This is a genomic window from Microbacterium abyssi, assembly GCF_015277895.1.
Lineage (GTDB): Bacteria > Actinomycetota > Actinomycetes > Actinomycetales > Microbacteriaceae > Microbacterium > Microbacterium abyssi.
The window spans coordinates 1,452,863-1,474,905 of record NZ_CP063815.1; the positions used below are offsets into that span (position 1 = coordinate 1,452,863).

Here is a 22,043-nt window from a genome sequence, read left to right on the forward strand (position 1 = left end):
GGTCGCCCGGGACGGCCACGTGGCTGAAGCTCCACTCCGCGATGTTGCGCACGCTGCGCACATGGCACAGCGCGAGGCCGAGGTGCCGCATGGTGACCCCGGTGACGCCGACGAGATCGCCCGTCGCGCCGAAGAAGCTCTGGTGCGCAAGCTGCGGGCTCGCTCGCTCTCGGTCTCCGAAGCCAGGCAGGTGCTCCGCGGGCAGGATCTCGACGCGGCGCGCATCGATGACGTGATCGACAGGTTCTGCGAGCGCGGTTACCTCGACGACGCGCTGTTGGCCGAGCACCTGGTGATCTCCGGCATCGAGCGCAAGGGGCAGGGGCGCGTGGCGCTCTCCCGTGCGCTCGCCCAGCGCGGCATCCCCCGGGATGTCGTCGATGTCGCGCTCGGCGACCTGCCGGACGACGACGCCGAACGGGCGCTCGAGTTCGCCAGGACGAAGGCGCGATCGCTGTCCCGACTCGATTTCGATACCGCACTGCGTCGCCTGATGGGGCAGCTCGCGCACCGTGGCTACGGCGGATCGGTCGCCATGACGGCCGCGCGCACCGCGCTCACCGAGGCATCCCTCGGCGGACCGACCAGCGGTGTGCGGTTCGTCGAGTCGGATTGACCTTCGGATTCGACTCGTAGAATAGGAGCACCATGACTATTCCGCGCAGCGAACCGACGATCATCACGGCGTCGCCAGCGGCTGTCGACGCCGACGGTCGCCAGCGAACGTATGAGGTGCGCACCTTCGGGTGCCAGATGAACGTGCACGACTCCGAGCGACTCTCCGGCTCCCTGGAGAGTGCTGGATATGTGCGGGCCGATGCCGGTTCCGAAGCCGACGTCGTGATCATCAACACCTGCGCCGTGCGCGACAATGCCGCCGGCAAGCTCTACGGAACGCTCGGCCACCTCGCCTCGGTCAAGCGCCGCAAGGACGGCATGCAGATCGCGGTCGGCGGCTGCCTCGCCCAGATGGACAAGGACGCCGTCCTCGACAAGGCCCCCTGGGTCGACGTCGTCTTCGGCACGCACAACATGGGGTCGCTTCCCGGGCTCCTCGAGCGCGCCAAGCACAACGACGACGCCGAGCTCGAGATCCTCGAGTCGCTCGAGGTGTTCCCCTCGACGCTGCCAACCAAGCGCGACTCCGCGCATAGCGGCTGGGTCTCCATCTCGGTCGGCTGCAACAACACATGCACGTTCTGCATCGTTCCGAGCCTTCGTGGCAAGGAGAAGGACCGTCGCCCTGGCGACATCCTGAACGAGATCCGTCTCCTCGTCGAGGACGGCGCGATCGAGGTGACCCTGCTCGGCCAGAACGTGAACTCCTACGGCGTCGAGTTCGGCGACCGTCAGGCCTTCAGCAAGCTGCTGCGCGCGGCCGGTCAGATCGACGGACTCGAGCGCATCCGCTTCACGAGCCCGCACCCCGCCGCGTTCACCGATGATGTCATCGACGCCATGGCCGAGACCCCGTCGGTGATGCCGCAGCTCCACATGCCGCTCCAGTCCGGCAGCGACCGCATCCTGAAGGCGATGCGCCGCTCCTACCGCAGTGAGCGGTTCCTCGGCATCCTTGATCGCGTCCGCGAGCGCATGCCGTATGCCGCGATCTCCACCGACATCATCGTCGGGTTCCCCGGCGAGACCGAGGAAGACTTCGAAGACACCATGCGCGTCGTCGAGCAGGCGCGCTTCGCGAACGCGTTCACATTCCAGTACTCGATCCGCGAGGGCACGCCTGCGGCGACCATGGAGAACCAGGTGCCGAAGGCGGTCGTGCAGGAGCGCTACGAGCGTCTGATCGCACTGCAGGAGCGCATCTCCCTCGAAGAGAACCAGAAGCAGGTCGGCCGGGAGGTCGAGGTGCTCGTCTCCGTAGGCGAGGGCAAGAAGGATGCCGAGACGCACCGCCTCACCGGTCGGGCGGAGGACAACCGCCTGGTCCACTTCGAAGTCACGCAGGGATCGGAGATTCCGCGTCCCGGCGACATCGTGACCGTGAAGATCACCCACGGGGCACCGTTCCACCTCCTCGCGGACGATCCGACAGGAGCGCCTCTGCGCATCCGCCGCACCCGCGGCGGCGACGCCTGGGACCGTGCACAGGCAGAGTCGTGCGGCGCGCCCGCGCCCACGGGCGCGTCCGGCGCTCCGCGTTCGGTGTCGCTGGGCCTTCCCACGCTCCGCGTCGGTGTCTGACGGAGGCGTGTCCGCCCTCCGGGCCTCCGACAGGCGGCTCTGGGCTGTCGTCGGCGCCACCGGCACCGGCAAGAGTGATCTCGCGCTCGGCCTCGCCGAGACGCTGCGCGCACGCGGCAACCCGGCGGAGATCGTCAACGCCGATGCCATGCAGCTGTATCGCGGCATGGACATCGGGACGGCGAAGCTGTCACCGGCGGAGCGCCGCGGTATCCCGCACCACATGCTCGACGTCCGTGACGTCAGCGAGGACGCCGCCGTCGCCTGGTACCAGCCGCTCGCGCGCGCAGCGATCGACGGCATCCATGCGCGCGGCGGCGACGCGATTCTCGTGGGCGGGTCCGGGCTGTACGTGTCGAGCGTGATCTTCGACTTCCGGTTCCCGCCACGGGATCCGGAAGTGCGCGAGCTCCTCGAGCGCGAACTCGAGGAGCTGGGGGCGGCCGCGCTGTTCGCCCGGCTCCAGCAGGCGGATGCCGCCACCGCGGCGCGCATCGACCCGAAGAACGGCCGACGGGTCGTCCGCGCGCTCGAAGTGCTCGCCCAGGGCGCCAAGACGCACGGCGCCGCACTTCCGGACGAGCCTCAGCTCTGGCATCCGCGCACCCGCGTCCTCGGCCTGCAGGTCGAGCGTGCGGAACTGGTCGAACGGCTCGACCGCCGCGTCGAGCGGATGTGGGCGCAGGGCATGCTCGAGGAGGTCGCGCGGTTGCGCGCCGCAGGGATCGAGCGCGGCACGACGGCGCCACGCGCCATCGGGTACGCGCAGGCGCTCGCACAGCTGGCGGGGGAGGTCGCCGAGGGCGAGGCGATCTCCGATACCCAGGCGCTGACGCGGCGCTACGCGCGACGACAGGTGTCGTGGTTCAAACGTTACCCGCACATCGAATGGATCTCGCCGATGTCCGACCCCCATGACATTCTGGCGGGATGACGACCCACTATTACACGGCGAGCAGCCTGGACGGGTTCATCGCCACCCCCGAGCACTCCCTGGACTGGCTGCTGAAGCAGGACATCGACGAGAAGGGGCCGATGGCGTACGCCGGGTTCATATCGGGCGTCGGCGCGCTCGCGATGGGCGCTTCGACCTACGAGTGGGTGATGCAGCACGAGAACGGCGTGTGGGGCTACGAGCAGCCGACTTGGGTGTTCACCCATCGACAGCTGACCGTACCCGCAGGCGCCGACGTGCGACTCACGCACGACGAGGTGCGCCATGTCCACTCTGCGATGACCGAGGCGTCCGGAGGCGACGATCTTTGGATCGTCGGCGGGGGAGACCTCGCGGGGCAGTTCGCGGACGCCGGTCTGCTGGACGAGGTGTGGCTGCAATACGCACCCGTCACGCTCGGCGCCGGGGCGCCGGTGCTGCCGCGTGCTCTCGACCTCGAGCTGCTCGATGTCGCCCGCAATCACGCTTTCCTGTGCGGCCGCTATCGCGTGCTGAAGTGAGCCGACCGCGGGTCGCGGATCTCTAGACTGGACGCATGGTCGCATTCACCAAGGGGCACGGCACCGGCAACGACTTCGTGATCATCGCCGACCCCGACGGCGAGCTCGATCTCTCCGCCGAACAGGTCGCGGCACTGTGCGATCGCCACTTCGGAATCGGGGCAGACGGGGTGCTGCGAGTGGTCCGATCCACGGCCATCCCCGAAGGAGCGGCTGCTCTCGCAGAGGAACCCGCCGCCGAGTGGTTCATGGACTATCGCAACGCCGACGGCTCGATCGCCGAGATGTGCGGCAACGGCGTCAGGGTCTTCGCGCACTATCTGCTGCGCGCCGGACTCGCCACGATCGAATCGGGAACCAAGCTTCCGGTCGGCACCCGTGCCGGTGTCCGAGACGTGACCACCAGCACGAACGGCTACCAGGTCGACCTCGGCAGGTGGCGGCTGTCGGGCGACGACTCGCTCGCCAAGGCACGCGGCCTCGACGTCGCACGACCGGGACTCGGCATCGACGTCGGCAACCCGCACGTCGTGGTGGCGCTGGCGTCCGACGAGGAGCTCGCAGGCCTCGAGCTTGAGTACATCCCAGAGCTCGAGCCGGCGCTGCCTGCCGGCGCGAACGTCGAATTCGTGGTGCCAGGGGAGCCGCTCGTGCGCGACGGCATCGGGCACGTCACGATGCGGGTCTTCGAGCGAGGTGTGGGGGAGACCCTCAGCTGCGGCACCGGCGTCGCCGCGACCGCCCTCGCAGTGCGTCACTGGGCAGGGGACCGCGCACCGGACAACTGGCGAGTGGAAGTACCCGGCGGCACGCTCGGCGTCCGCATGTTCCCGGCCGAGGACGGCGAGCACGTCGCGCTGTCGGGACCGGCCCAGCTCGTGTACAGCGGTACCGTCGACCTGGTCTGAGTCCCGCACAGTACGCAGATGCTCCGCGAATGCGTCGTTGCGTGACGAGCGACTCGGCATCGTGTGCCGTCATGGTTCACGATGGTGCGCATGAGCAAGCAGATCCGCTTCAACGCCTTCGACATGAACTGCGTCGCCCACCAGTCCTCCGGGATGTGGCGGCATCCGCTCGATCAGTCCGCGCGGTACAAGGAGCTCGGCTACTGGACTGAGCTCGCACAGCTCCTCGAGCGCGGCCACTTCGACGGACTGTTCATCGCCGACGTGCTCGGCACCTACGACGTGTACGGCGCATCGAACGAGGCGGCCATCCGTCACGGGGCCCAGGTGCCGGTCAACGACCCGGTCCTGTTGGTGAGCGCCATGGCAGCCGTCACCGAGCACCTCGGGTTCGGCGTGACCGCCGGCACCGCGTACGAGCATCCGTACCCGTTCGCACGCCGGATGAGCACGCTCGACCACCTCACCCAGGGTCGCGTCGGCTGGAACGTGGTCACCGGCTACCTGCCGTCGGCCGCCCGCAACATGGGCCACGACGACCAGCTCGAGCACGACCAGCGCTACGACGTGGCCGACGAGTACCTCGAGGTCGCCTACAAGCTGTGGGAAGGATCGTGGGAGGACGACGCCGTCATCCGCGACCGCGAATCCGGCGTCTTCACCGATCCCGCCAAGGTGCATGAGATCGGTCACCACGGCGAGCACTTCACGGTTCCCGGCATCCACATCTCCGAGCCGTCCCCGCAGCGCACCCCGGTGATCTACCAGGCCGGCGCCTCGCCCCGAGGCATCGCCTTCGCCGCCGGCAACGCCGAGGCGATCTTCGTCGCCGCGCCCACCAAGACGGTGCTCGCCGGCACGGTGAAGCGCATCCGCGACGCCCTCGAGGCGGCCGGCCGCCACCGGTACTCCGCAAAGATCTACACCCTTCTGACGATCATCACCGATGAGACGAGCGAGAAGGCGCACGCCAAGCACGAGGACTTCCTGCAGTATGCGAGCGACGAGGGCGCGCTCGTGTTCATGTCGGGCTGGATGGGCGTCGACCTCTCGCAGTTCGACTTGGATGAGCCGATCGGCAACGTCAAGAGCAACGCCATCCAGTCGACCGTGGCGAACTTCCAGCAGGCGAACGACGACGGCAAGGAGTGGAAGGTCCGCGACATCGCCAGGCTCGGCAACATCGGCGGCCTCGGCCCACGCGTGGTCGGATCGCCTGAGGAGGTCGCGGACTTCCTGCAGGAGTGGGTGGACGAGACGGACGTCGACGGCTTCAACCTCGCGTACGCCATCACCCCTGGCACCTTTGAGGACATCGTCGAATTCATCGTCCCCGAACTGCAGCGCCGCGGCGTCTATCAGACCGAGTACACGTCCGGCACGCTGCGCCACAAGCTGCTCGGCCGGGGCGACCGCCTCCCGGACGAGCACCGCGGGGCAGGCTTCAGCCTGCGCGACGGCGCACGGGCCTGAGGACCGGCGCGCGCGAGGCGAGCGGGATGCCGCTCAGGCGACGTCGATCGGTTCGGTCGGCGGCGTGCCGTGCCGGCGGACCTTGATCACCCGATAGCCCTTGCCCGTGGCGGTGCGGTACACGCTGTAACCGGGGGCGAAGGTCGCGCTCAGCCAACGCTGCAGCGAATCGGCGCCGAGGTTGCGCTGCACGACCAGCCAGGCGTCGCTGCGCTCGTCCAGGCGGGGGATCCACCGCTCGAGCATGTCGTGGAGCACGTTCTTACCCACCCGGATAGGCGGGTTCGAGCGGATCGTCCGGAATGAGACGCTGTCGGGAACATCGTCGGGCAGCACGGCGTTGACATTGGTGAGGCCCAGCGCCTCGGCGTTGCGCTGGACGAGGTCGAGCGCGCGCTCGTTGACATCCACCGCCCACACCGTCGCATGCGGAGACGCCATCGCCATCGTGAGGCTGATCGGTCCCCAGCCGCTGCCGAGGTCGAGGAAGTGGCCGCCCGGCGGCACGGGAGGCATGTTGGCGAGCAGGACTGCGGTTCCGGCATCCAGGCGGTCGGGACTGAACACGCCGCCAGCGGTGGTGACCTCGAGGTCCCTGCCCGCAAGACTCACACGAATGGTCCGCAGGTTCTCCGCACTTGCCGGGGTCGCAGAGAAATAGTGATCTGACCCCATACGGTGAGCGTACCGGACGGGTGGGTTAAGGTTAATACGCCGAACATAGAAGGCAGAGGATGACGAAGACCACAGACGACACCCACGGCGACGAGACCCTCGATCGCGTGCTCGCCAGCGCAGAGAAGCGCACCGAACCGAGAGTCTTCGGTGCAGCGCAGGCGCTGCAGGCCACGGCGACTGCCGCGTACGGCGATCGCGACGGCGACCAGTGGGATCTCGAGGACCGCCACGCGCTGCGCCGCGTCGCCGGACTCTCCACCGAACTCGAAGATGTCACAGAGGTCGAGTACCGCCAGCTGCGACTCGAGAACGTCGTGCTGGCGGGCGTGTACCCGCAGGGCGCGCAGACGGATGCCGAGAACTCGCTGCGCGAGCTCGCCGCCCTCGCTGAGACGGCCGGAGCAGTCGTGCTCGACGGCGTGCTGCAGCGCCGTCCGCATCCCGATCCGGCCACTTATCTCGGCCGCGGCAAGGCCCAGGAACTGAAGGATCTCGTCGCCGCGACCGGCGCCGACACCGTGATCGCCGATGCCGAGCTCGCGCCCAGCCAGCGACGTGCGCTCGAGGACGTCGTCAAGGTCAAGGTGATCGACCGGACGACCGTCATCCTCGACATCTTCAGCCAGCACGCCAAGAGTCGTGAGGGCAAGGCGCAGGTCGAGCTCGCACAGCTCGAGTACCTGCTGCCGCGCCTGCGCGGCTGGGGTGACTCGATGAGCCGTCAGGCCGGTGGCCAGGTCGGTGCCGGCGGTGCGGGTATGGGTTCGCGCGGTCCCGGTGAGACGAAGATCGAACTCGATCGGCGCCGCATCCGCACTCGCATGGCGATGCTGCGCCGGCAGATCCGCGACTTCGCGCCGGCGCGAGACGCCAAGCGTGCGGAGCGCAAGCGGAACACCATCCCGTCGGTCGCGATCGCCGGGTACACCAACGCCGGCAAGTCGAGTCTGCTCAATGCGCTCACGAGCGCGGGGGTGCTGGTCGAGAACGCGCTGTTCGCGACGCTGGATGCCACGGTCCGCCGCTCCGAGACGACCGACGGCCGCGTCTACACGTTCACCGACACCGTCGGATTCGTGCGGAACCTGCCGCATCAGCTCGTCGAGGCGTTCCGCTCGACGCTCGAAGAGGTCGCCGACGCCGACATCGTGCTGCACGTGGTCGACGGATCACACCCCGACCCCGCCGGTCAGCTGCAGACGGTCCGTGACGTGATGGGCGATGTCGGAGCGCGCGATCTGCCCGAGATCGTGGTGTTCAACAAGGCCGACCTGATCGCAGAAGACGACCGCCTGGTGCTGCAGGGTCTCGAGCCCCACGCCCACTTCGTGTCATCGCGCTCCGGTGAGGGGATCGAGGAGTTGCGTGCGGCTATCGACGTCGCACTGCCCAAACCCGCCGTCGAGGTGCGTGCACTCGTGCCGTACGGCCGGGGAGACCTGGTCGCGGCGGTGCACGAGACCGGCATCCTGGTGTCGGCGGAGCACGGCGAGCACGGCACTGAGATCCACGCGCACGTCTCGGAGCGTCTGGCCGCGGATCTCGCGCCCTTCGCGCACTGATTCCGGATGCCGCGCCGGGGTGTCAGCGCGCCGTGAACCGCGCCTCGACCGTCGCTGAGACGATGATGTCCTCCGGCTCGTACTCCATGACCGGGGCCGAGTCCGCGGCGGCGAACGCCGCACCGCGCGCCGTCAGCATCTGCGGTGCCGCCTGCTCCCGGGAGATCAGTCCGGTGTCGGCGATCTCGACCGGTGTCACGGACTCGAGGCCGAGAGCTGCGGCATACGCCTGAGCGCGCTGCAGCGCGACGCCGACGGCGGAGCCGGCGACCTCGCGTTCGATGTCGGCACGCGTCTGCGGAGTCAGATGCCAGTTCACCCAGCCGACGTCCACGCCGTCCCACGCCGAGACCTCCGACACCCAGATCGACAGCTCGGAAGCCTCGGTGAAGGTCGCGGCGAAGTCGACGCTCGCGTAGTAGACGGGGGCGAGCTGCTTGCCCTGGTTGTTCCAAGGGCGCTCTGCGCGAACCGCGAGGCGCTTGCTGTTCCACTCGACGACCGCACCGGCGTCCTGGCGTTCGGCGATGCCCGCGCGCACCGGATCGGCGCGCTGGGCGACCTGTTCGACGACAGCGGCCCGCGCCGGGCCTTCGGCGCGAACCGTGACGTGGATCGTGGCTCGCTCGGGTGCGACGCGCACCTCGTTCTCGCCCCGGACGGTGATGGTGACATCGCTCATGGCTGCGACTCTACGCCAGGAATAGCGCGTGCCTCCGATCCGTTGTATCCTGTGATGCTCGGGTGTTTCGACATCCGAGCATGGTAATTCCACAGAGTGACAGCGGTCCCTTCGCAAGAAGGACCACGGGGCTGATCGGTTTCGACAGCGCCTGTGAATCCACGAGAAGCGGGCCGAGGATGCAGGGTTATCTCGTGAACGCTCCCTGCAAAACAATAGTTGCCGAAACAAAGCGCAACGACTTCGCCCTCGCTGCATAAGCGAGCCCGATAGTCCGTCAGACCGTACGTGATTCCGATACGGATCCTGGCGTCATCTAGGAATCTTGCTGCGTGACGGCGTCTGGACGTCACGCGGGACTCTTCCCAGGCTGGGCTTGTCGACTTAGGTGTCTGTGACAAAGGTCGGAGCCGAGCAGGACGTCTGCACAGACTGCGCCCGGAGAAGCCGTGGGTACTCAGCGTTGGACGGGGGTTCGATTCCCCCCAGCTCCACGATGCCGCTGTCACGTGGACGAAGGCCCGTTCCCTGTGTCACAGGGAACGGGCCTTCGTCATGCGCTCAGGGCTGCTCGATCAGCACCAGGCTCTGCATGGTGTCGGCGACAGTGACCCAGCCGTCGCCGAACTCGTAGGTCATTCCGTAGCCGGCCTCGTCGACCGCGATCGAGAACTGCGGATCCTCGGTGATGTAGGTGTGGCCGTCCTGGTCGGCGCGAGTCCAGCCCTCGGCGAGCAGCTTCTGCTGCGCCTCCGCCGACTCGTCCGCGGGCAGTGGCGCCCATCCGAACACCTGCACGTGGTCGGACGCCACGGTGTAGTCGCCCCAGACGCACTGCAGACCGCCCTCGACGATGTCGGCGCCGAGGCGGAACTCGTCCTCTCGGGACGTCCAGCCGTGCTCCTCGAAGATCTCGATCGTGCTCGGCGCGATGATCGTCTCGCACGTCGGATCAGCGGCGGGTTCTTCTGCCGTCTCGGACTGCGTCGGCGCCGGCGACGGAGTGGATGCCGGTTGGGCGTCCGAGGTGGGAGACGGCGTCGTCGTCGGCGCGATCTCGGGCTGCGGCGCGCAGGCGGTCAGCGTGGCCAGAAGCGCGATCGACGCGAACGCGAGGGCGGGAATGCGGGGATTCATCGGTTCTTCCGGTTAGTCGTTCGCGTGGGTCAGGTCGAGGAAGACGTCATGCAGGATGCCGTTGGTCGCGAGCGCCGATCGCTCCGAGATGCTGTCGGCACCGCCGAATGACGTGAACGTCCCACCAGCCTCTCGCACGATGGGCACAGCGGCGGCGATGTCGTACTCCTTGACGTCGAACTCCGCGACCATCTCGAGCCGCCCCTCGGCGAGCATCATGTACGCATACACGTCGCCGTAGGCGCGGTCGCGCCAGACCCGGTCGGCGACGCGCAGCAGAGCGGGGAGGTGTCCGGCATCCGCCCATTGGGTGATGCTCTGGAAGCTGATTGCCGCGTCGTCCAGCGAAGCGACCGCCGACGTCTCCACGCGGCGGGGGCCGCCATGCGCGGCCGTCCACGCGCCCGCGCCCGTCGAGCCCCACCAGCGTCGGCCCAGGGCCGGCATGCTGACGACCCCCACCTGCGGGACGCCGTCGATCGCGAGGGCGATCATCGTGCCCCACAGCGGGATCCCGCGCATGAAGTTCGCGGTTCCGTCGATCGGGTCGATGATCCACTGGCGCTGTGCGTCGCCCTCCACACCGAACTCCTCGCCGAAGATCCCATCGGACGGGCGCTCCTCGGCGAGCACCGCGCGCAGAGCTCGTTCCGTTGCGAGGTCTGCGTCGGTGACGTGCGACCGGTCCGCCTTGGTGGAGATCTTCAGATCTGCGGTGTCGAAGCGCGGCAGCGACTCCGCATCGGCGGCATCCGCCAGTCGGAGCGCCAGCGCGAGATCGGAGGCGAAGCCTTCGGTGGCGGGGGATTCGGTCACGTACTCAGGATACTGGGCGGGAAGGCGCGCAGAGCGCGGCGTCGATTTCGCATGCGCTGCCGAAGCTGGTAATGTAATTCCTCGGCCGGGGAGATCCCGGGCCACGCACCTCTAGCTCAATCGGCAGAGCAATTGACTCTTAATCAATGGGTTCAGGGTTCAAGTCCCTGGGGGTGCACGGATCAGCCTCGGAACACTCTCGCCAGTGTTCCGAGGCTTTTCTGCTTGTGAGGCCGGGTCACGCGACGGCGATGATCTCGCCGCTCGTGAGCTGTCGCAGCGTGTCGAAGGTCAGCGGCATGACCGTGTGCGGGTGGCCCGCAGCCGCCCAGATCTCATCAAAGTCTTGCAGCGCCTCGTCGATGTAGGTGCGCAGCCGTGTGGGATGTCCGACGGGAGCGACGCCGCCGATCGCCTGCCCCGTCGCTTCGCGCACGACGGATGCCGGTGCCATCTCGACGCGGTCGGCGCCGATGCCCGCCGCGACGACGGCGACGTCCGCTCGGTGACCGCCGCTCGTCATCACCAGAACGGGCTCGTCGTCCGCCAGGAACACGAGGCTGTTCGCAATCGCCGCGACCTCGCAGCCGATCGCTGCGGCCGCCTGTGCCGCGGTGTGCGCGGAATCAGGCAGTACCCGTATCTCCGGCTCGAGACCGGCGGACTCCAGGTGCTGCCTGACGATGCGACTGCGTTCGGGGAGAGGCGCGGTTTCGCTCATGGCCCCACCGTAGCGAACGGCTCAGAAGCGAATCAGCCGGCGTCGCCGACCGTGATCGCCTCGGCGTCTTCTGTGACGGCATCCGCCGGCTCATCGTCGATGTGCGCGAGGATCTTCCGGCCGAGGAAAACGGTGAGTGTCGCGACGAGCACGGATGTCGCGGCGAACAGGTACGGCACCGTCGAGTTGAACGCGTGCCACAGGAGCGCCGCGATCGGAGGCGCCACTGCGCCGCCGATGAATCGCACGGCCGAGTACGCCGATGAGGCGACGGAGCGCGGCAGGTCGGTCGCCTCCATCACGGCCTCGGTGAGGACCGTGTTCATGACGCCGAGCAGCAGTCCGCCGATGATGATGCAGGCGACCAGCGCCGGTGCCGTCTCGGCGACGAGCCCGGCGACCACCAGATCAGCGGCGAGCAGCGGCAGGACCGTCAGGATGATCGCGGTGCGCGACATGCGCCGCATCATCCACGGCGCCACCCAGATACTGGTGATCGCCAGCGCGACACCCCAGCCGAAGAACGTCAGCCCGATTCCCATCGCACCGAATCCGAGCGGGAACGGCGAGAACGCGAGCAGCACGAAGAACCCGATGTTGTAGAACAGAGCCGCCACCGCGAGGATCGCGAGGGCCGGACGGCCGAGCGCCTTGAACGGCGCTGAGAACGGCACAGGTTCCCGCTTCTCGCCGGGGCCGCGCAGCAGCGTGAGCACCGCGATGAAGGCGATCGCCATCAGAACGACGACGCCGAAGAACGGGCCGCGCCAGCTCACCTCTCCGAGCAGTCCACCCAGGAGCGGGCCGATGGCGATCCCGAGACCGAGCGCCGCCTCGTACAGGACGATCGCCGCGCCGCTTCCGCCGGAAGCCGACCCGACGATCGTGGCCAGTGCGGTCGAGATGAACAGCGCGTTGCCCAGACCCCAACCGGCACGGAAGCCGATGATCGCGTCGACGCTCCCGCTCAGAGCGGACGCGAGGGCGAAAACGATGATGAGGGCGAGCCCGATCATGAGGGTGGCCTTGGCGCCGATCCGGCTCGATATCCAACTGGTGACGAGCATGGCGAGCCCGGTCACGAGCAGGTAGCTCGTGAAGAGCAGCTCGGTCTCGGTGGGACTCGCCTCGAGCGAGGCGGCGATCGCCGGAAGAATCGGATCCACGAGCCCGATGCCCATGAACGCCACGACGCTGGCGAATGCCACCGCCCAGACCTGTGCCGGCTGACGCCAGATCGATCCCGTCGTCTTGGCCTTGTTCATTCGCGTTCTCCATTCTGCGAGAGCTGCTCGACGCTGTGCGCAGCCAGGATCTCCGCCGCGCGATGAAGTGCTTCCCAGTCCGCGGCATCCAGGTCCGCGAAGCGCGGGGCCAGCGTGATGCGGAAGGACTCGCGCCACTGTGCCAGCGCACTGCGACCGGCTGCCGTGATGTCTACGACGGTCGCCCGGGAATCCGACGGGTCCGGGGAGCGGGTCACGAGACCCGCGCGCTCGAGATCGCCGATCAGGCGCGTCATACCCGGCTGCGTCGTGCGCGATGCGCGCGCGAGAGCGCCGACCCGCTGGCCGGACTCGCGCTCGAGCAGGGTGAGCGCGCGCCACTGCGCGGCGGGCGCGTCGTTCGCGGCCTCCTGCGCGGCGATGCGCGCCAGAGCATGCGCGGAGACGACGATCGACGAGATGACCTCATCACGTTTCATACCATCAAAGTATATACCAACTGGTATGCAATGAATGCTTGACCCCGAGCGGTGACCCACCTAGAGTTCAAATAACCTGAATCAGCTTTCAGTTTCAGCATCAAGACCTTCCAAGGGCGAAAGGCATTCACATGCGAGTTTCGAAGAAGTTGCTCCTGGGCTCCGTGGTCGCCACGGCCGCCCTCGTTCTGGCGGCCTGTGCGCCGCAAGCCGCGACCGGTGGCGGCGACGGCGAGGGCGAGGGGCCCGCCGAGATCGTCGCCGGCGTCATCACCAGCGAGACGGGCCCTCTGGCCGGCTACGGCAAGCAGTACCTCGACGCGTTCAAGGCTGGTCTCGACTACGCGACCGGCGGGACGAACGAGGTGGACGGCACCAAGATCACGATCGAGTACCGCGACGACGCCGGCGACCCCGACACCGCAGTGACTGCCGCTAAGGAGCTCATCGGCGACGGCGTCAACGTCCTCCTGGGCAGCGCCTCATCTGGCGTGGCGCTCGCCATGGCAGAACAGGCCGAGCAGAACAAGGTGCTGTTCATCTCCGGCCCCGCGGCCGCCGACGCCGTCACCGGCATCAACGACTACACGTTCCGCTCCGGCCGCCAGTCGGCGCAGGACGTCGCCACGGCCGGTACCTTCCTCGACGACATCGACGGCAAGACCGTCGCCGTGTTCGCGCAGAACAACGCGTTCGGTCAGGGCAACGTCGCCGCCGTCGAGGCGATCCTGGGCGGCAAGGGCGCGACGGTCACTCCGGTGCTCGTCGCGGAGGACGTGACCGAGTTCACCCCGTTCGCACAGCAGGTGCTCGGCGCCCAGCCCGACCTCGTGTTCGTCGCGTGGGCCGGTGCGACCTCCGGCGCGATGTGGCAGGCGATGAGCCAGCAGGGCGTGCTCGAGGACATCCCGGTGGTCACCGGACTCGGCGACGCCGCGACCTTCGGCGCGTACGGCGAGGCGAGCGAGCAGATCAACTTCCTGAACCACTACTTCCCGGGCGCACCCGACAACGAGGTGAACACCGCGATGGTCGAGGCAATCGAGGCCGAGGGCGGCACGCCCGACCTGTTCAGCCCCGACGGCTTCAACGCCGCGATCATGCTCGTACAGGCGGTGAAGGAGGGCAAGGGCGACGTGGATGCCATGATCGCCGCCCTCGAAGGATTCGAGTTCGAGGGGCCGAAGGGCACCAACACCGTGCGCGCCGAGGACCACGCGCTGCTGCAGGACATGTATCAGGCGAAGCTCGTCGCCGACGGCTCCGGGTTCGTGGCCGAACTCGTCGCAACGGTCGACGCCGCCGACGTCGCTCCGTGACCGGAAGGCGAAGCACTCGATGAACGACACCCCAGTCCTGTCCGAACGCAGAACCGAGGGCGCGGCGCTGCGCGTCGAGGGCCTCGGCCTGCAGATCGGCGGAGCGACGATCCTCAAAGACGTCGATCTCGACATCGCACCCGGTTCCCTCGTGGGAGTCATCGGTCCGAACGGCGCCGGCAAGACCACGCTGTTCAATGCGATCTCGGGCGTGATCCGGCCCACCGCCGGACGGATCCTCCTCGACGGCGACGACATCACCGGCCTGTCCGTCCCGAAGCGGGCGCGGGCAGGGCTGGGGCGCACGTTCCAGACCTCGAGTCTGTTCCCCAGGCTCAGCATCCTCGAGAACGTCCGCGTGGCCGTGCAGTCAGGGCACGGCGGCAGCTACTCCCTGCTGAAGTTCCCGCGTCGCGACGACGCCGCGACGGCTCAGGCGATCGCCGTGCTCGAGCGGGTCGGACTCGCGCACCGGCTGAACACCCCGGCCGGTGACATCAGTCACGGCGACAAGCGCAAGCTCGAGATCGCCTCTCTGATGGCCACCGACTCCCGGCTTGTGCTCCTCGACGAGCCGATGGCCGGCGTCGCGTCCGGTGATGTCGCGGGTCTCGTCGAGAACATCCGCGAGATGCAGCGCGCCAGCGGCTGCACCGTGCTGATGGTCGAGCACCACATCGACGTGCTCATGGGCCTGGTCGATCTCGTCGCCGTGATGTACTTCGGCACGATCATCGCCCTGGACACCCCGCAGAGCATCATGGAGAACCCGACAGTGCAGAGCGCGTATCTCGGAACGGGGGCCACGGCGTGAGCGAACCCATCCTGCAGGTGCGATCCCTGCGCGCCTCCATCGCCGGCCAGCAGGTCGTCGAGGACGTCACATTCGACGTGCCCGCCACCGGCATCACCGCCGTGCTCGGCCGCAACGGCGTCGGCAAGACCTCGACGCTGCGCGGCATCCTCGGCCTCATCTCGCGGCGCGGCGAGGTGCTGCTCGAGGGGGAGCGGATCGACGGTCTTCCCACCCACAAGATCGTCCAGCGCGGCGTCGGGTACGTCCCGGAGGACCGCGAGGTCTTCGCCGGTCTCACGGTCGCCGAGAACCTCGCCCTCGCGGAGCGACAGAGTGCGCCGCGGCACGAGTTCGTCGCCGAGCTGTTCCCGGACCTCGTGCAGCGGCGCGACCAGCGCGCCGGCACCCTGTCGGGAGGGCAGCAGCAGATGGTCTCCGTGGCGCGCGCTCTCCTCAACGACAACCGGATCATCCTCGTCGACGAGCCCACCAAGGGCCTCGCACCGAAGATCGTCCAGGAGGTGGCGGAGGCCCTGGCCGAAGCCGGCAAGACCGTGCCGATCCTGCTCGTCGAGCAGAACCTCGAGGTCGTGCGTCAGCTGGCCGGCGGCGCCGTGGTGATCGCCGGCGGCCGCGTGGTTCACACCGGCGACGCGAACGCGATCCTCGACGACCCCGATCTCACCCGGCGACTTCTCGGCGTCAGTGCGGAGGCCCACGCATGAGCGCTCTCATCCTCACCCTCGTCATCGGCACAGGCCTCGGCGCCCTCTACTTCCTCGTGGCCAGTGGCCTGAGCCTCATCTACGGACTCATGCACGTGCTGAACTTCGCCCACGGCGCGTTCCTCACCCTCAGCGCCTTCGTCGGTTGGGCGGTCGCGCAGGCGATCGGCGCCGACACGTGGCCGGGGTTCCTGCTCTCGATCCTCGTGGGGGCTGTGGTCGGTGCGGTGTTCGCCACCCTCACAGAGCTCATCCTGATCAGGCCGCTGTACGAACGGCACATCGAGCAGGTACTCGTGACCGTCGGACTCTCGTTCGCCGCGATCGCCCTGTTCGAAGGCATCTGGGGTACGGATGCCATCAACATCACGGGCCCGTCCTGGCTCGGCCGCACCACCGACGTGCTCGGCGCCAGCATCCCGAACAAGTACTGGGTGCTCATCATCGCCGCGGCCCTCGTGCTGGCGGGCCTCGTGCTCTTCCTGAAGAAGACCCGCTACGGCATGATCATCCGCGCCGGCGTCGAGAACCGCGCCATGGTCACCGCGCTCGGTATCGACGTGCGCCGCTCATTCACCCTGGTGTTCGCGATCGGCGGGGCGGCGGCCGGCATCGGCGGCGTGCTCGCCATGCACGCCATGACCTACGTCTCGGCACACCTGGGCTCGACCCTGCTGATCTTCGCGTTCATCGTCACCGTGGTCGGCGGCCTCGGGTCGCTGACGGGGGCGGCGATCGCCTCGGTGCTCGTCGCGGTGCTGCAGCAGGTCGCCAACACCTATCTCGGCGGCACCGGCGACTTCATAGTCGTGATTCTGCTCGCCGTCGTCCTGCTCGTGCGACCTGCCGGTCTCATGGGAAGGAAGGCATCATGACCATCAAGCGCCTCGCGCCCGTCATCGTCGGCGCCGTACTCGTCAGCGTGATGGCGATCCTGCCGCTGCTGAACCTGTCACTGCCGGGCATCCTGCCCGGCCCGACCTACACGCCGGGCTCGCTCGCGCTGCTGTCGCTGTGCATGGTCTTCGCGGCGCTCGCGCTGTCGTACAACCTGCTGCTCGGCTCGGCCGGGATGCTCTCGTTCGGGCACGCGCTGTACTTCGGCGCCGGAGCGTACGGTCTCGGCATCCTTCTCGACGCCTTCGCGCTTCCGCTGTGGCAGGGCGTGTTCGTCGCGCTCATCGGCGGCATGGTCATCGCGCTGGTCACCGGCGCCGTCGCGATGCGGGTGAACGGCATCCCGTTCGCGATGGTCACCCTCGCCTTCGCGCAGGCCGGATCCGTGCTGGTCCGACGCAATCAGGCGGTCACCGGTGGCGAGGAGGGGCTCGGCCTCAACACCGAAAGCGTCCCCGACTGGCTGGTCGGGGTGATCAACACCCGCAACCTGTACTGGTTCGCGCTGATCGTCCTCGTGATCGTCTATCTCATCGTCCTCTGGGTCGACAGGTCGCGCCTCGGCCACCTCGCCGCCGCGGCGCGCGAGAACGAGCTGCGGGTGCAGGTGCTGGGCCTGCGACCCGCCCGCGCGAAGCTGATCGTCTTCGTGATCGCCGCGCTGTGCGCGAGCCTGGCCGGCATCGCCTATCTGCTCCTGCAGTCGGGCACCCAGCCGAGCGCTGTGGGCGCCGACCTCACCATCACCGTCCTGGTGATGGTCGTACTCGGCGGCGTCGGATTCCGCTGGGGCGCGATCGTCGGCGGCGTGCTGTACACGATCCTCGATCAGCGGCTCACGGTGCTCGCCAGGGCCGAGGGGATCCAGGCGCTGCCGGACTTCCTGCGCATCCCGCTCTCGGAGCCGCTGTTCCTGCTGGGCGTACTGTTCATCCTTGTGGTCATGTTCCTGCCCGGCGGCATCGCCGGCACCGTCGACGGTCTGCGCCGCCGCCGTCGCGGCGCCGCAGCCGCCGCTCCCGGGTCGCTCGGGGCGCTCGAGGACAGCGAGTCGGCCGAGGCCGAGGTGAGCGTGCGATGACCGCCGACGTCGACGGGCAGCACACCGTCGGGAGGTGGCTGCGTGACCGCGCGGCCTCGCACCCGGCGAAGATCGCGATCGACGATCGCGGTGTGGCGCTCGACTACGCGACCCTGGCCGCGCGGGCAGAGCGGCTGGCACAGCGGCTGAAGGGTGCCGGATACGGCGCAGGGCAGCGGATCGCGACGGTGTCAGGGAACTCCGCCGACCACGTGGTGGCGTTCTTCGCCTGCGCGTTCCTCGGCATCGCCTTCATCCCGCTGTCGTGGCGGCTCACCCCCGCCGAGCTCGCCGAGCTGATCCGGCGCAGCAGTCCGGAGCTGGTCCTCGTCGAGGACGAGTACGTCGCCCTGGCCGGCGCCGCGCTGCGGACACTCGGTGACGACGCGCCCGCCTACGTCTTCCTCGGCGGCACCGGCGCGGAAGCCTCCGTGCCTGCGGCTGCAGAGGCTGCGGCATCCCGCGCCGTCCGCGACGAGGATCCGCTGCTGATCATCTTCACCTCCGGCAGCGAGGCGGCGCCGAAGGGCGTCGTCCTGACGCACGCGAACTGCTTCTGGACGAACATGGCGCTGTCCCAGGCCATGCCGATGGTCTCCACCGACGTCGTCCTGGCGATGCTGCCGCAGTACCACGTCGCCGCCTGGAACGTGCAGCCGCTGCTCGCCTGGTGGACCGGGGCGACGGTCGTGCTCGAGAGGTCGTTCCAGCCGGGCCGCGTCCTGCAGCTCATCTGCGAGCGCCGGGTCACGACGATGATGGGCGTTCCGACCCAGTACCGGATGCTGATGGAGACGCCGGGCTGGGCGGAAGCGGATCTGTCGTCACTGCGCCACGTGCTCGTCGGCGGGGCGACGATGCCGGTCGATCTCGTCGAGGCGTGGGCGGCGCGGGGCGTCGCCTTCACACAGGGGTACGGGCTGACCGAGGGGGGTCCCAACGTGCTGGCGCTTCCCGCGGCCGAACTCGCCGCCCACCCCGGCACGGTGGGGCGTCCGTATCCGTCCGTCGACGTGTGCATCGTCGACGTCGCCAGCGGATTGCCTCTCGACGGTGCGGCCACGGGGGAGCTGTGGGTGCGCGGTCCCGGAACCTTCGCGGAGTATCTCGACGACCCGGACGCCACGGCCAGGACCCGCTCGCAGGACTGGCTGCGCACGGGTGATCTCGCGCATCGGGATGCCGACGGCATCTACCGGATCGTCGACCGGCTCAAGGAGATCTACGTCTCGGGTGGCGAGAACGTCGCCCCCGCCGAGGTGGAGCGGGCGCTGGGTGCGCATCCCCTCGTGGGGTCCGTCGCCGTCGTCGGCGCACCGGATCGCGTCTGGGGTGAACGCGGCGTCGCCTTCGTCGTCGCCCGTGAGGCGCTGTCGTCGGACGAGCTGCTGGCGTTCGCGCGTGAGAGGCTCGCGGCTTTCAAACTGCCGGCGCACGTGGTCTTCGTCGACGTGCTGCCGCGTTCCACGATCGAGAAGGTCGCCCGTGCCCGGCTGCGTGCGATGGCCGCGCAGCTGGTGGCAGAGCGAGAAGCAGAGGATGCCGATGAACGAATCCGCTGAGACCGTCAGCACGGACGAGCTGGTCTCGCCAGCGACGGGACGCCCGCTGACCAAGCGCGGCGAGGCGACCAGACGAAAGCTGCTCGAGGCCGCGGAGGCGGTGTTCGCCGCCCTCGGCTACCACGAGGCGTCGATCGTGAAGATCACCGAGCGTGCGGGCGTCGCCCTCGGCACCTTCTACCTGTACTTCGACAGCAAGCAGACGATCTTCGAGGCCCTCGTGATCGACCTGAACCGGCGCGTGCGGCACTCGATGTCCGAAGCGATGGCGCAGGCGGCCGATCGCATCGAGGCGGAGCGCCTCGGGTTCGAGGGGTTCTTCCGGTTCACGGCTGCGCACCCCGCTCTCTACCGGGTCGTGCGGGAAGCCGAGTTCGTCTCGCCCGCGACGCTGCGCATCCACTACGAGCGGATCGTCGAGGGCTATCGCGCAGGTCTCCGTGCCGCGCAGCAGGATGGCGACATCGACCCCGCACTCGACCCCGAGGTCGCAGCCTGGGCGCTCATGGGTGCCGGCGAGCTGATCGGCATGCGCTACCTGCTCTGGGAACGGGATGCCGACGGGCGACCGCCTGCCCAGATCGACACCGCCGTCATCGACGGTATGACGCGCTTCATCGGCAACGCACTGCGGCCGCACGCCGCCGGGCAGAAGGAGACAGACAATGGCTGAGCAGGATCTGGCCGGCCGCCGCGTCGTCATCACCGGGGGCGCGAGCGGCATCGGACTCGCGTGCGCTCAGGAGTTCGCCTCGCGCGGCGCGCACGTCGTGATCGCTGACCTGAACCGCGATGCCGCCGAAGAGCATGCGGACGCGGTCGGCGGCGAGGCCTGGGTCGTCGACCTCTCCGACACCACCGCGCTCGACGATCTGACGCTCGAAGCCGACATCCTGGTCAACAACGCCGGGATCCAGCGAGTCAGCCCGATCGCCGAGTTCGATCCCGACGCGTTCCGGAGCATCCAGCGCATCATGATCGAGGCGCCGTTCCTGCTGATCCGCGCCGCCCTCCCCGGCATGTACGAACGAGGCTGGGGCCGCGTGATCAATATTTCCAGCGTGCACGGCCTGCGGGCCAGCCCGTTCAAAGCGGCGTACGTCGCGGCCAAGCACGGGCTCGAGGGCTTGTCGAAGGTGACGGCGCTGGAGGGCGGCGCGCATGGAGTCACGAGCAACTGCATCAACCCCGGCTACGTGCGCACGCCGCTGGTCGAGAAGCAGATCGCCGACCAGGCGAAGGTCCACGGCATCCCGGAGAGCGAGGTCATCGAGAAGATCATGCTCACCGAGAGCGCGATCAAACGCCTCGTCGAGGCGACCGAGGTCGCCTCGCTCGCCGGCTGGTTGGCCTCGCCCCACGCCACGATGGTCACCGGCGCCTCGTACACCATGGACGGCGGATGGACCTCTCGATGAGCACGCACACCTATCGCACCGTCGACGTCCCGGTGTCGGGCGGAGACCTGCGCGTCGGCGTCTGGGATCCGGCGGAAGGAGCCGATGACGCCCCCAGTATCCTCGCGATCCACGGTGTCACCTCCTCGCATCTGGCCTGGCCGTTCCTGGTCGATCAGTTGCCCGGCATCCGCGTGATCGCCCCCGACCTACGCGGCCGCGGAGCGAGCAGCGGCATCGCCGGTTCCGCCGGCATGACAGCGCACGCGACAGACATGCTCGCCGTACTGGACGCCTTCGCGCTGAGCGCCGTCCCCGTCGTCGGCCACTCGATGGGCGGATTCGTCGCGGTGGTGCTCGCGCACCTGCACCCGGAGCGGGTGCAGCAGCTGATCCTCATCGACGGCGGTCTTCCCCTGGACGTCCCCGCCGACGTGGCACCGGAGGAACTGGTCTCGATCATCCTCGGGCCGACGGCCGATCGTCTTTCGAAGCGATGGCGCGACGCGGGCGAGTACACCGAGCTCTTCTGGCGGCACCACCCCGCGTTCGAGGCCGACTGGGGCGCAGCCCTCGAGAGGTACATCGCCTACGATCTGCTGCCGGAGGGGGAGGTGTTCCGCCCGGCGACGAGCTATCAGACAGCGGTCGAGGACACCGTCGACCTCAATCTCGGGACCGCGCTGACCGACGCCCTCGCGCACATCGCGCACCCGACGCTGTTCATCACCGTGCCGCGCGGGCTGCAGAACGAAGAGCCCGGCCTGTACCCGCCGGCTCATCGCGACCGGCTGCTCGTCGAGCATCCCGAGATCAGCCACCGACACATCGACGGCCTGAATCACTACACGATCGTCATGAGCGACCGCGGCGCCAAGGCGCTCGCACCGCTCGTCCAGTCCGCGATCGGAGTCGTCGGAGCGTAGCGGC

23 protein-coding genes, 1 tRNA gene and 1 other RNA gene are annotated in these 22,043 nt (G+C 68.6%); 18 read left to right on the top strand and 7 right to left on the bottom strand.

Going from position 1 to position 22,043, the window contains the following annotated elements; translation table 11 throughout:
* The first annotated feature begins 61 nt into the window (after positions 1-61).
* The 6 genes from IM776_RS07020 to IM776_RS07045 all read left to right on the top strand — a co-directional run bounded on the left by IM776_RS07020 (position 62) and on the right by IM776_RS07045 (position 6,035).
* Positions 62-616 (top strand): regulatory protein RecX, encoded by a 555-nt coding sequence (locus IM776_RS07020; protein ID WP_228479961.1) that lies wholly within the window; start codon positions 62-64, stop codon positions 614-616.
* 32 nt (positions 617-648) lie between these two features.
* A complete protein-coding gene (gene miaB / locus IM776_RS07025) occupies positions 649-2,199 on the top strand; it encodes a tRNA (N6-isopentenyl adenosine(37)-C2)-methylthiotransferase MiaB (RefSeq protein ID WP_194422270.1) in 1,551 nt (516 codons plus the stop codon).
* The gene (gene miaA / locus IM776_RS07030; RefSeq protein WP_228479962.1) at positions 2,192-3,133 is read left to right on the top strand and encodes a tRNA (adenosine(37)-N6)-dimethylallyltransferase MiaA; all 942 of its coding nucleotides are present in this window, start codon (positions 2,192-2,194) and stop codon (positions 3,131-3,133) included. The genes miaB and miaA overlap by 8 nt, the downstream gene beginning before the upstream one ends.
* The gene (locus IM776_RS07035; RefSeq protein ID WP_194422271.1) at positions 3,130-3,654 is read left to right on the top strand and encodes a dihydrofolate reductase family protein; all 525 of its coding nucleotides are present in this window, start codon (positions 3,130-3,132) and stop codon (positions 3,652-3,654) included. Before miaA ends, IM776_RS07035 begins: the two co-directional genes overlap by 4 nt.
* 35 nt (positions 3,655-3,689) lie before the next feature.
* Complete coding sequence (gene dapF, locus IM776_RS07040) at positions 3,690-4,562, top strand: diaminopimelate epimerase (RefSeq protein ID WP_194422272.1); 873 nt, start codon at positions 3,690-3,692, stop codon at positions 4,560-4,562.
* A 90-nt stretch (positions 4,563-4,652) separates the two neighbouring features.
* Positions 4,653-6,035, top strand: coding sequence for an LLM class flavin-dependent oxidoreductase (locus tag IM776_RS07045; RefSeq protein ID WP_194422273.1), 1,383 nt, complete (start codon positions 4,653-4,655; stop codon positions 6,033-6,035).
* Positions 6,036-6,068: 33 nt separating this feature from the next.
* Here IM776_RS07045 and IM776_RS07050 read toward each other — a convergent pair whose 3' ends face one another.
* Positions 6,069-6,710 (bottom strand): class I SAM-dependent methyltransferase, encoded by a 642-nt coding sequence (locus tag IM776_RS07050; RefSeq protein ID WP_194422274.1) that lies wholly within the window; start codon positions 6,708-6,710, stop codon positions 6,069-6,071.
* A 236-nt stretch (positions 6,711-6,946) separates the two neighbouring features.
* On the opposite strand from IM776_RS07050, the gene hflX reads away from it, so the two are divergent.
* Complete coding sequence (gene hflX / locus IM776_RS07055) at positions 6,947-8,275, top strand: GTPase HflX (RefSeq protein WP_422730944.1); 1,329 nt, start codon at positions 6,947-6,949, stop codon at positions 8,273-8,275.
* A 22-nt stretch (positions 8,276-8,297) separates the two neighbouring features.
* On the opposite strand, the gene IM776_RS07060 is transcribed toward hflX, so the two are convergent.
* Positions 8,298-8,957, bottom strand: a complete 660-nt coding sequence (locus IM776_RS07060; RefSeq protein ID WP_194422276.1) for an SIMPL domain-containing protein — start codon at positions 8,955-8,957, stop codon at positions 8,298-8,300.
* 127 nt (positions 8,958-9,084) lie between these two features.
* Here IM776_RS07060 and ssrA point away from each other — a divergent pair.
* Positions 9,085-9,454: a transfer-messenger RNA gene (gene ssrA, locus IM776_RS07065) on the top strand.
* 64 nt (positions 9,455-9,518) lie between these two features.
* Here the strand turns inward: ssrA and IM776_RS07070 are convergent.
* Together IM776_RS07070 and IM776_RS07075 are read right to left on the bottom strand one after the other, a co-directional pair.
* Positions 9,519-10,094 carry a hypothetical protein gene (locus IM776_RS07070; RefSeq protein WP_194422277.1) on the bottom strand — a complete coding sequence of 192 codons (576 nt, stop codon included), beginning with the start codon at positions 10,092-10,094 and terminating at the stop codon, positions 9,519-9,521.
* A gap of 12 nt (positions 10,095-10,106) precedes the next feature.
* Complete coding sequence (locus tag IM776_RS07075; protein WP_194422278.1) at positions 10,107-10,910, bottom strand: inositol monophosphatase family protein; 804 nt, start codon at positions 10,908-10,910, stop codon at positions 10,107-10,109.
* Positions 10,911-11,015: 105 nt separating this feature from the next.
* Between IM776_RS07075 and IM776_RS07080 the strand changes: the two genes are divergently transcribed.
* Positions 11,016-11,088 (top strand) — tRNA-Lys (locus tag IM776_RS07080).
* 60 nt (positions 11,089-11,148) lie between these two features.
* Here IM776_RS07080 and IM776_RS07085 read toward each other — a convergent pair.
* The 3 genes from IM776_RS07085 to IM776_RS07095 are packed head-to-tail and all read right to left on the bottom strand — an operon-like array spanning position 11,149 to position 13,336.
* Complete coding sequence (locus IM776_RS07085) at positions 11,149-11,631, bottom strand: YbaK/EbsC family protein (RefSeq protein WP_194422279.1); 483 nt, start codon at positions 11,629-11,631, stop codon at positions 11,149-11,151.
* Positions 11,632-11,663: 32 nt separating this feature from the next.
* On the bottom strand, positions 11,664-12,896 hold the full coding sequence (locus IM776_RS07090) for an MFS transporter (protein ID WP_194422280.1): 1,233 nt from the start codon (positions 12,894-12,896) through the stop codon (positions 11,664-11,666).
* Entirely contained in the window at positions 12,893-13,336 is a 444-nt protein-coding gene (locus IM776_RS07095; RefSeq protein ID WP_194422281.1) for a MarR family winged helix-turn-helix transcriptional regulator, read from the bottom strand. Before IM776_RS07095 ends, IM776_RS07090 begins: the two co-directional genes overlap by 4 nt.
* Before the next feature lie 131 nt (positions 13,337-13,467).
* On the opposite strand from IM776_RS07095, the gene IM776_RS07100 reads away from it, so the two are divergent.
* Genes IM776_RS07100 through IM776_RS07140 form a run of 9 tightly spaced genes read left to right on the top strand, consistent with a single transcriptional unit; the run spans position 13,468 to position 22,039 of the window.
* Positions 13,468-14,655, top strand: a complete 1,188-nt coding sequence (locus tag IM776_RS07100; RefSeq protein WP_194422282.1) for a substrate-binding domain-containing protein — start codon at positions 13,468-13,470, stop codon at positions 14,653-14,655.
* 19 nt (positions 14,656-14,674) lie between these two features.
* Positions 14,675-15,469: an ABC transporter ATP-binding protein gene (locus IM776_RS07105; protein ID WP_194422283.1), complete on the top strand. Its 795-nt coding sequence runs from the start codon at positions 14,675-14,677 to the stop codon at positions 15,467-15,469.
* A complete protein-coding gene (locus IM776_RS07110) occupies positions 15,466-16,176 on the top strand; it encodes an ABC transporter ATP-binding protein (protein ID WP_194422284.1) in 711 nt (236 codons plus the stop codon). Before IM776_RS07105 ends, IM776_RS07110 begins: the two co-directional genes overlap by 4 nt.
* Positions 16,173-17,051: a branched-chain amino acid ABC transporter permease gene (locus IM776_RS07115; RefSeq protein WP_194422285.1), complete on the top strand. Its 879-nt coding sequence runs from the start codon at positions 16,173-16,175 to the stop codon at positions 17,049-17,051. Before IM776_RS07110 ends, IM776_RS07115 begins: the two co-directional genes overlap by 4 nt.
* A complete protein-coding gene (locus IM776_RS07120; protein ID WP_194422286.1) occupies positions 17,048-18,154 on the top strand; it encodes a branched-chain amino acid ABC transporter permease in 1,107 nt (368 codons plus the stop codon). Before IM776_RS07115 ends, IM776_RS07120 begins: the two co-directional genes overlap by 4 nt.
* Positions 18,151-19,716, top strand: coding sequence for a class I adenylate-forming enzyme family protein (locus IM776_RS07125; RefSeq protein WP_194422287.1), 1,566 nt, complete (start codon positions 18,151-18,153; stop codon positions 19,714-19,716). The genes IM776_RS07120 and IM776_RS07125 overlap by 4 nt, the downstream gene beginning before the upstream one ends.
* Entirely contained in the window at positions 19,700-20,389 is a 690-nt protein-coding gene (locus IM776_RS07130; protein ID WP_194422288.1) for a TetR/AcrR family transcriptional regulator, read from the top strand. The genes IM776_RS07125 and IM776_RS07130 overlap by 17 nt, the downstream gene beginning before the upstream one ends.
* Positions 20,382-21,134, top strand: coding sequence for a 3-hydroxybutyrate dehydrogenase (locus IM776_RS07135; RefSeq protein WP_194422289.1), 753 nt, complete (start codon positions 20,382-20,384; stop codon positions 21,132-21,134). The genes IM776_RS07130 and IM776_RS07135 overlap by 8 nt, the downstream gene beginning before the upstream one ends.
* On the top strand, positions 21,131-22,039 hold the full coding sequence (locus IM776_RS07140; protein WP_194422290.1) for an alpha/beta hydrolase: 909 nt from the start codon (positions 21,131-21,133) through the stop codon (positions 22,037-22,039). The genes IM776_RS07135 and IM776_RS07140 overlap by 4 nt, the downstream gene beginning before the upstream one ends.
* Positions 22,040-22,043: the final 4 nt, after the last annotated feature.

Bases quoted from the DNA above. Each gene is read 5' to 3' on its own strand.
- IM776_RS07020 (WP_228479961.1), top strand. From the start codon at position 62: ATGGCACAGCGCGAGGCCGAGGTGCCGCATGGTGACCCCGGTGACGCC.
- miaB (WP_194422270.1), top strand. From the start codon at position 649: ATGACTATTCCGCGCAGCGAACCGACGATCATCACGGCGTCGCCAGCG.
- IM776_RS07035 (WP_194422271.1), top strand. From the start codon at position 3,130: ATGACGACCCACTATTACACGGCGAGCAGCCTGGACGGGTTCATCGCC.
- dapF (WP_194422272.1), top strand. From the start codon at position 3,690: ATGGTCGCATTCACCAAGGGGCACGGCACCGGCAACGACTTCGTGATC.
- IM776_RS07045 (WP_194422273.1), top strand. From the start codon at position 4,653: ATGAGCAAGCAGATCCGCTTCAACGCCTTCGACATGAACTGCGTCGCC.
- IM776_RS07050 (WP_194422274.1), bottom strand. From the start codon at position 6,710: ATGGGGTCAGATCACTATTTCTCTGCGACCCCGGCAAGTGCGGAGAAC.
- IM776_RS07060 (WP_194422276.1), bottom strand. From the start codon at position 8,957: ATGAGCGATGTCACCATCACCGTCCGGGGCGAGAACGAGGTGCGCGTC.
- IM776_RS07070 (WP_194422277.1), bottom strand. From the start codon at position 10,094: ATGAATCCCCGCATTCCCGCCCTCGCGTTCGCGTCGATCGCGCTTCTG.
- IM776_RS07085 (WP_194422279.1), bottom strand. From the start codon at position 11,631: ATGAGCGAAACCGCGCCTCTCCCCGAACGCAGTCGCATCGTCAGGCAG.
- IM776_RS07090 (WP_194422280.1), bottom strand. From the start codon at position 12,896: ATGAACAAGGCCAAGACGACGGGATCGATCTGGCGTCAGCCGGCACAG.
- IM776_RS07095 (WP_194422281.1), bottom strand. From the start codon at position 13,336: ATGAAACGTGATGAGGTCATCTCGTCGATCGTCGTCTCCGCGCATGCT.
- IM776_RS07100 (WP_194422282.1), top strand. From the start codon at position 13,468: ATGCGAGTTTCGAAGAAGTTGCTCCTGGGCTCCGTGGTCGCCACGGCC.
- IM776_RS07105 (WP_194422283.1), top strand. From the start codon at position 14,675: ATGAACGACACCCCAGTCCTGTCCGAACGCAGAACCGAGGGCGCGGCG.
- IM776_RS07115 (WP_194422285.1), top strand. From the start codon at position 16,173: ATGAGCGCTCTCATCCTCACCCTCGTCATCGGCACAGGCCTCGGCGCC.
- IM776_RS07120 (WP_194422286.1), top strand. From the start codon at position 17,048: ATGACCATCAAGCGCCTCGCGCCCGTCATCGTCGGCGCCGTACTCGTC.
- IM776_RS07125 (WP_194422287.1), top strand. From the start codon at position 18,151: ATGACCGCCGACGTCGACGGGCAGCACACCGTCGGGAGGTGGCTGCGT.
- IM776_RS07130 (WP_194422288.1), top strand. From the start codon at position 19,700: ATGAACGAATCCGCTGAGACCGTCAGCACGGACGAGCTGGTCTCGCCA.
- IM776_RS07135 (WP_194422289.1), top strand. From the start codon at position 20,382: ATGGCTGAGCAGGATCTGGCCGGCCGCCGCGTCGTCATCACCGGGGGC.
- IM776_RS07140 (WP_194422290.1), top strand. From the start codon at position 21,131: ATGAGCACGCACACCTATCGCACCGTCGACGTCCCGGTGTCGGGCGGA.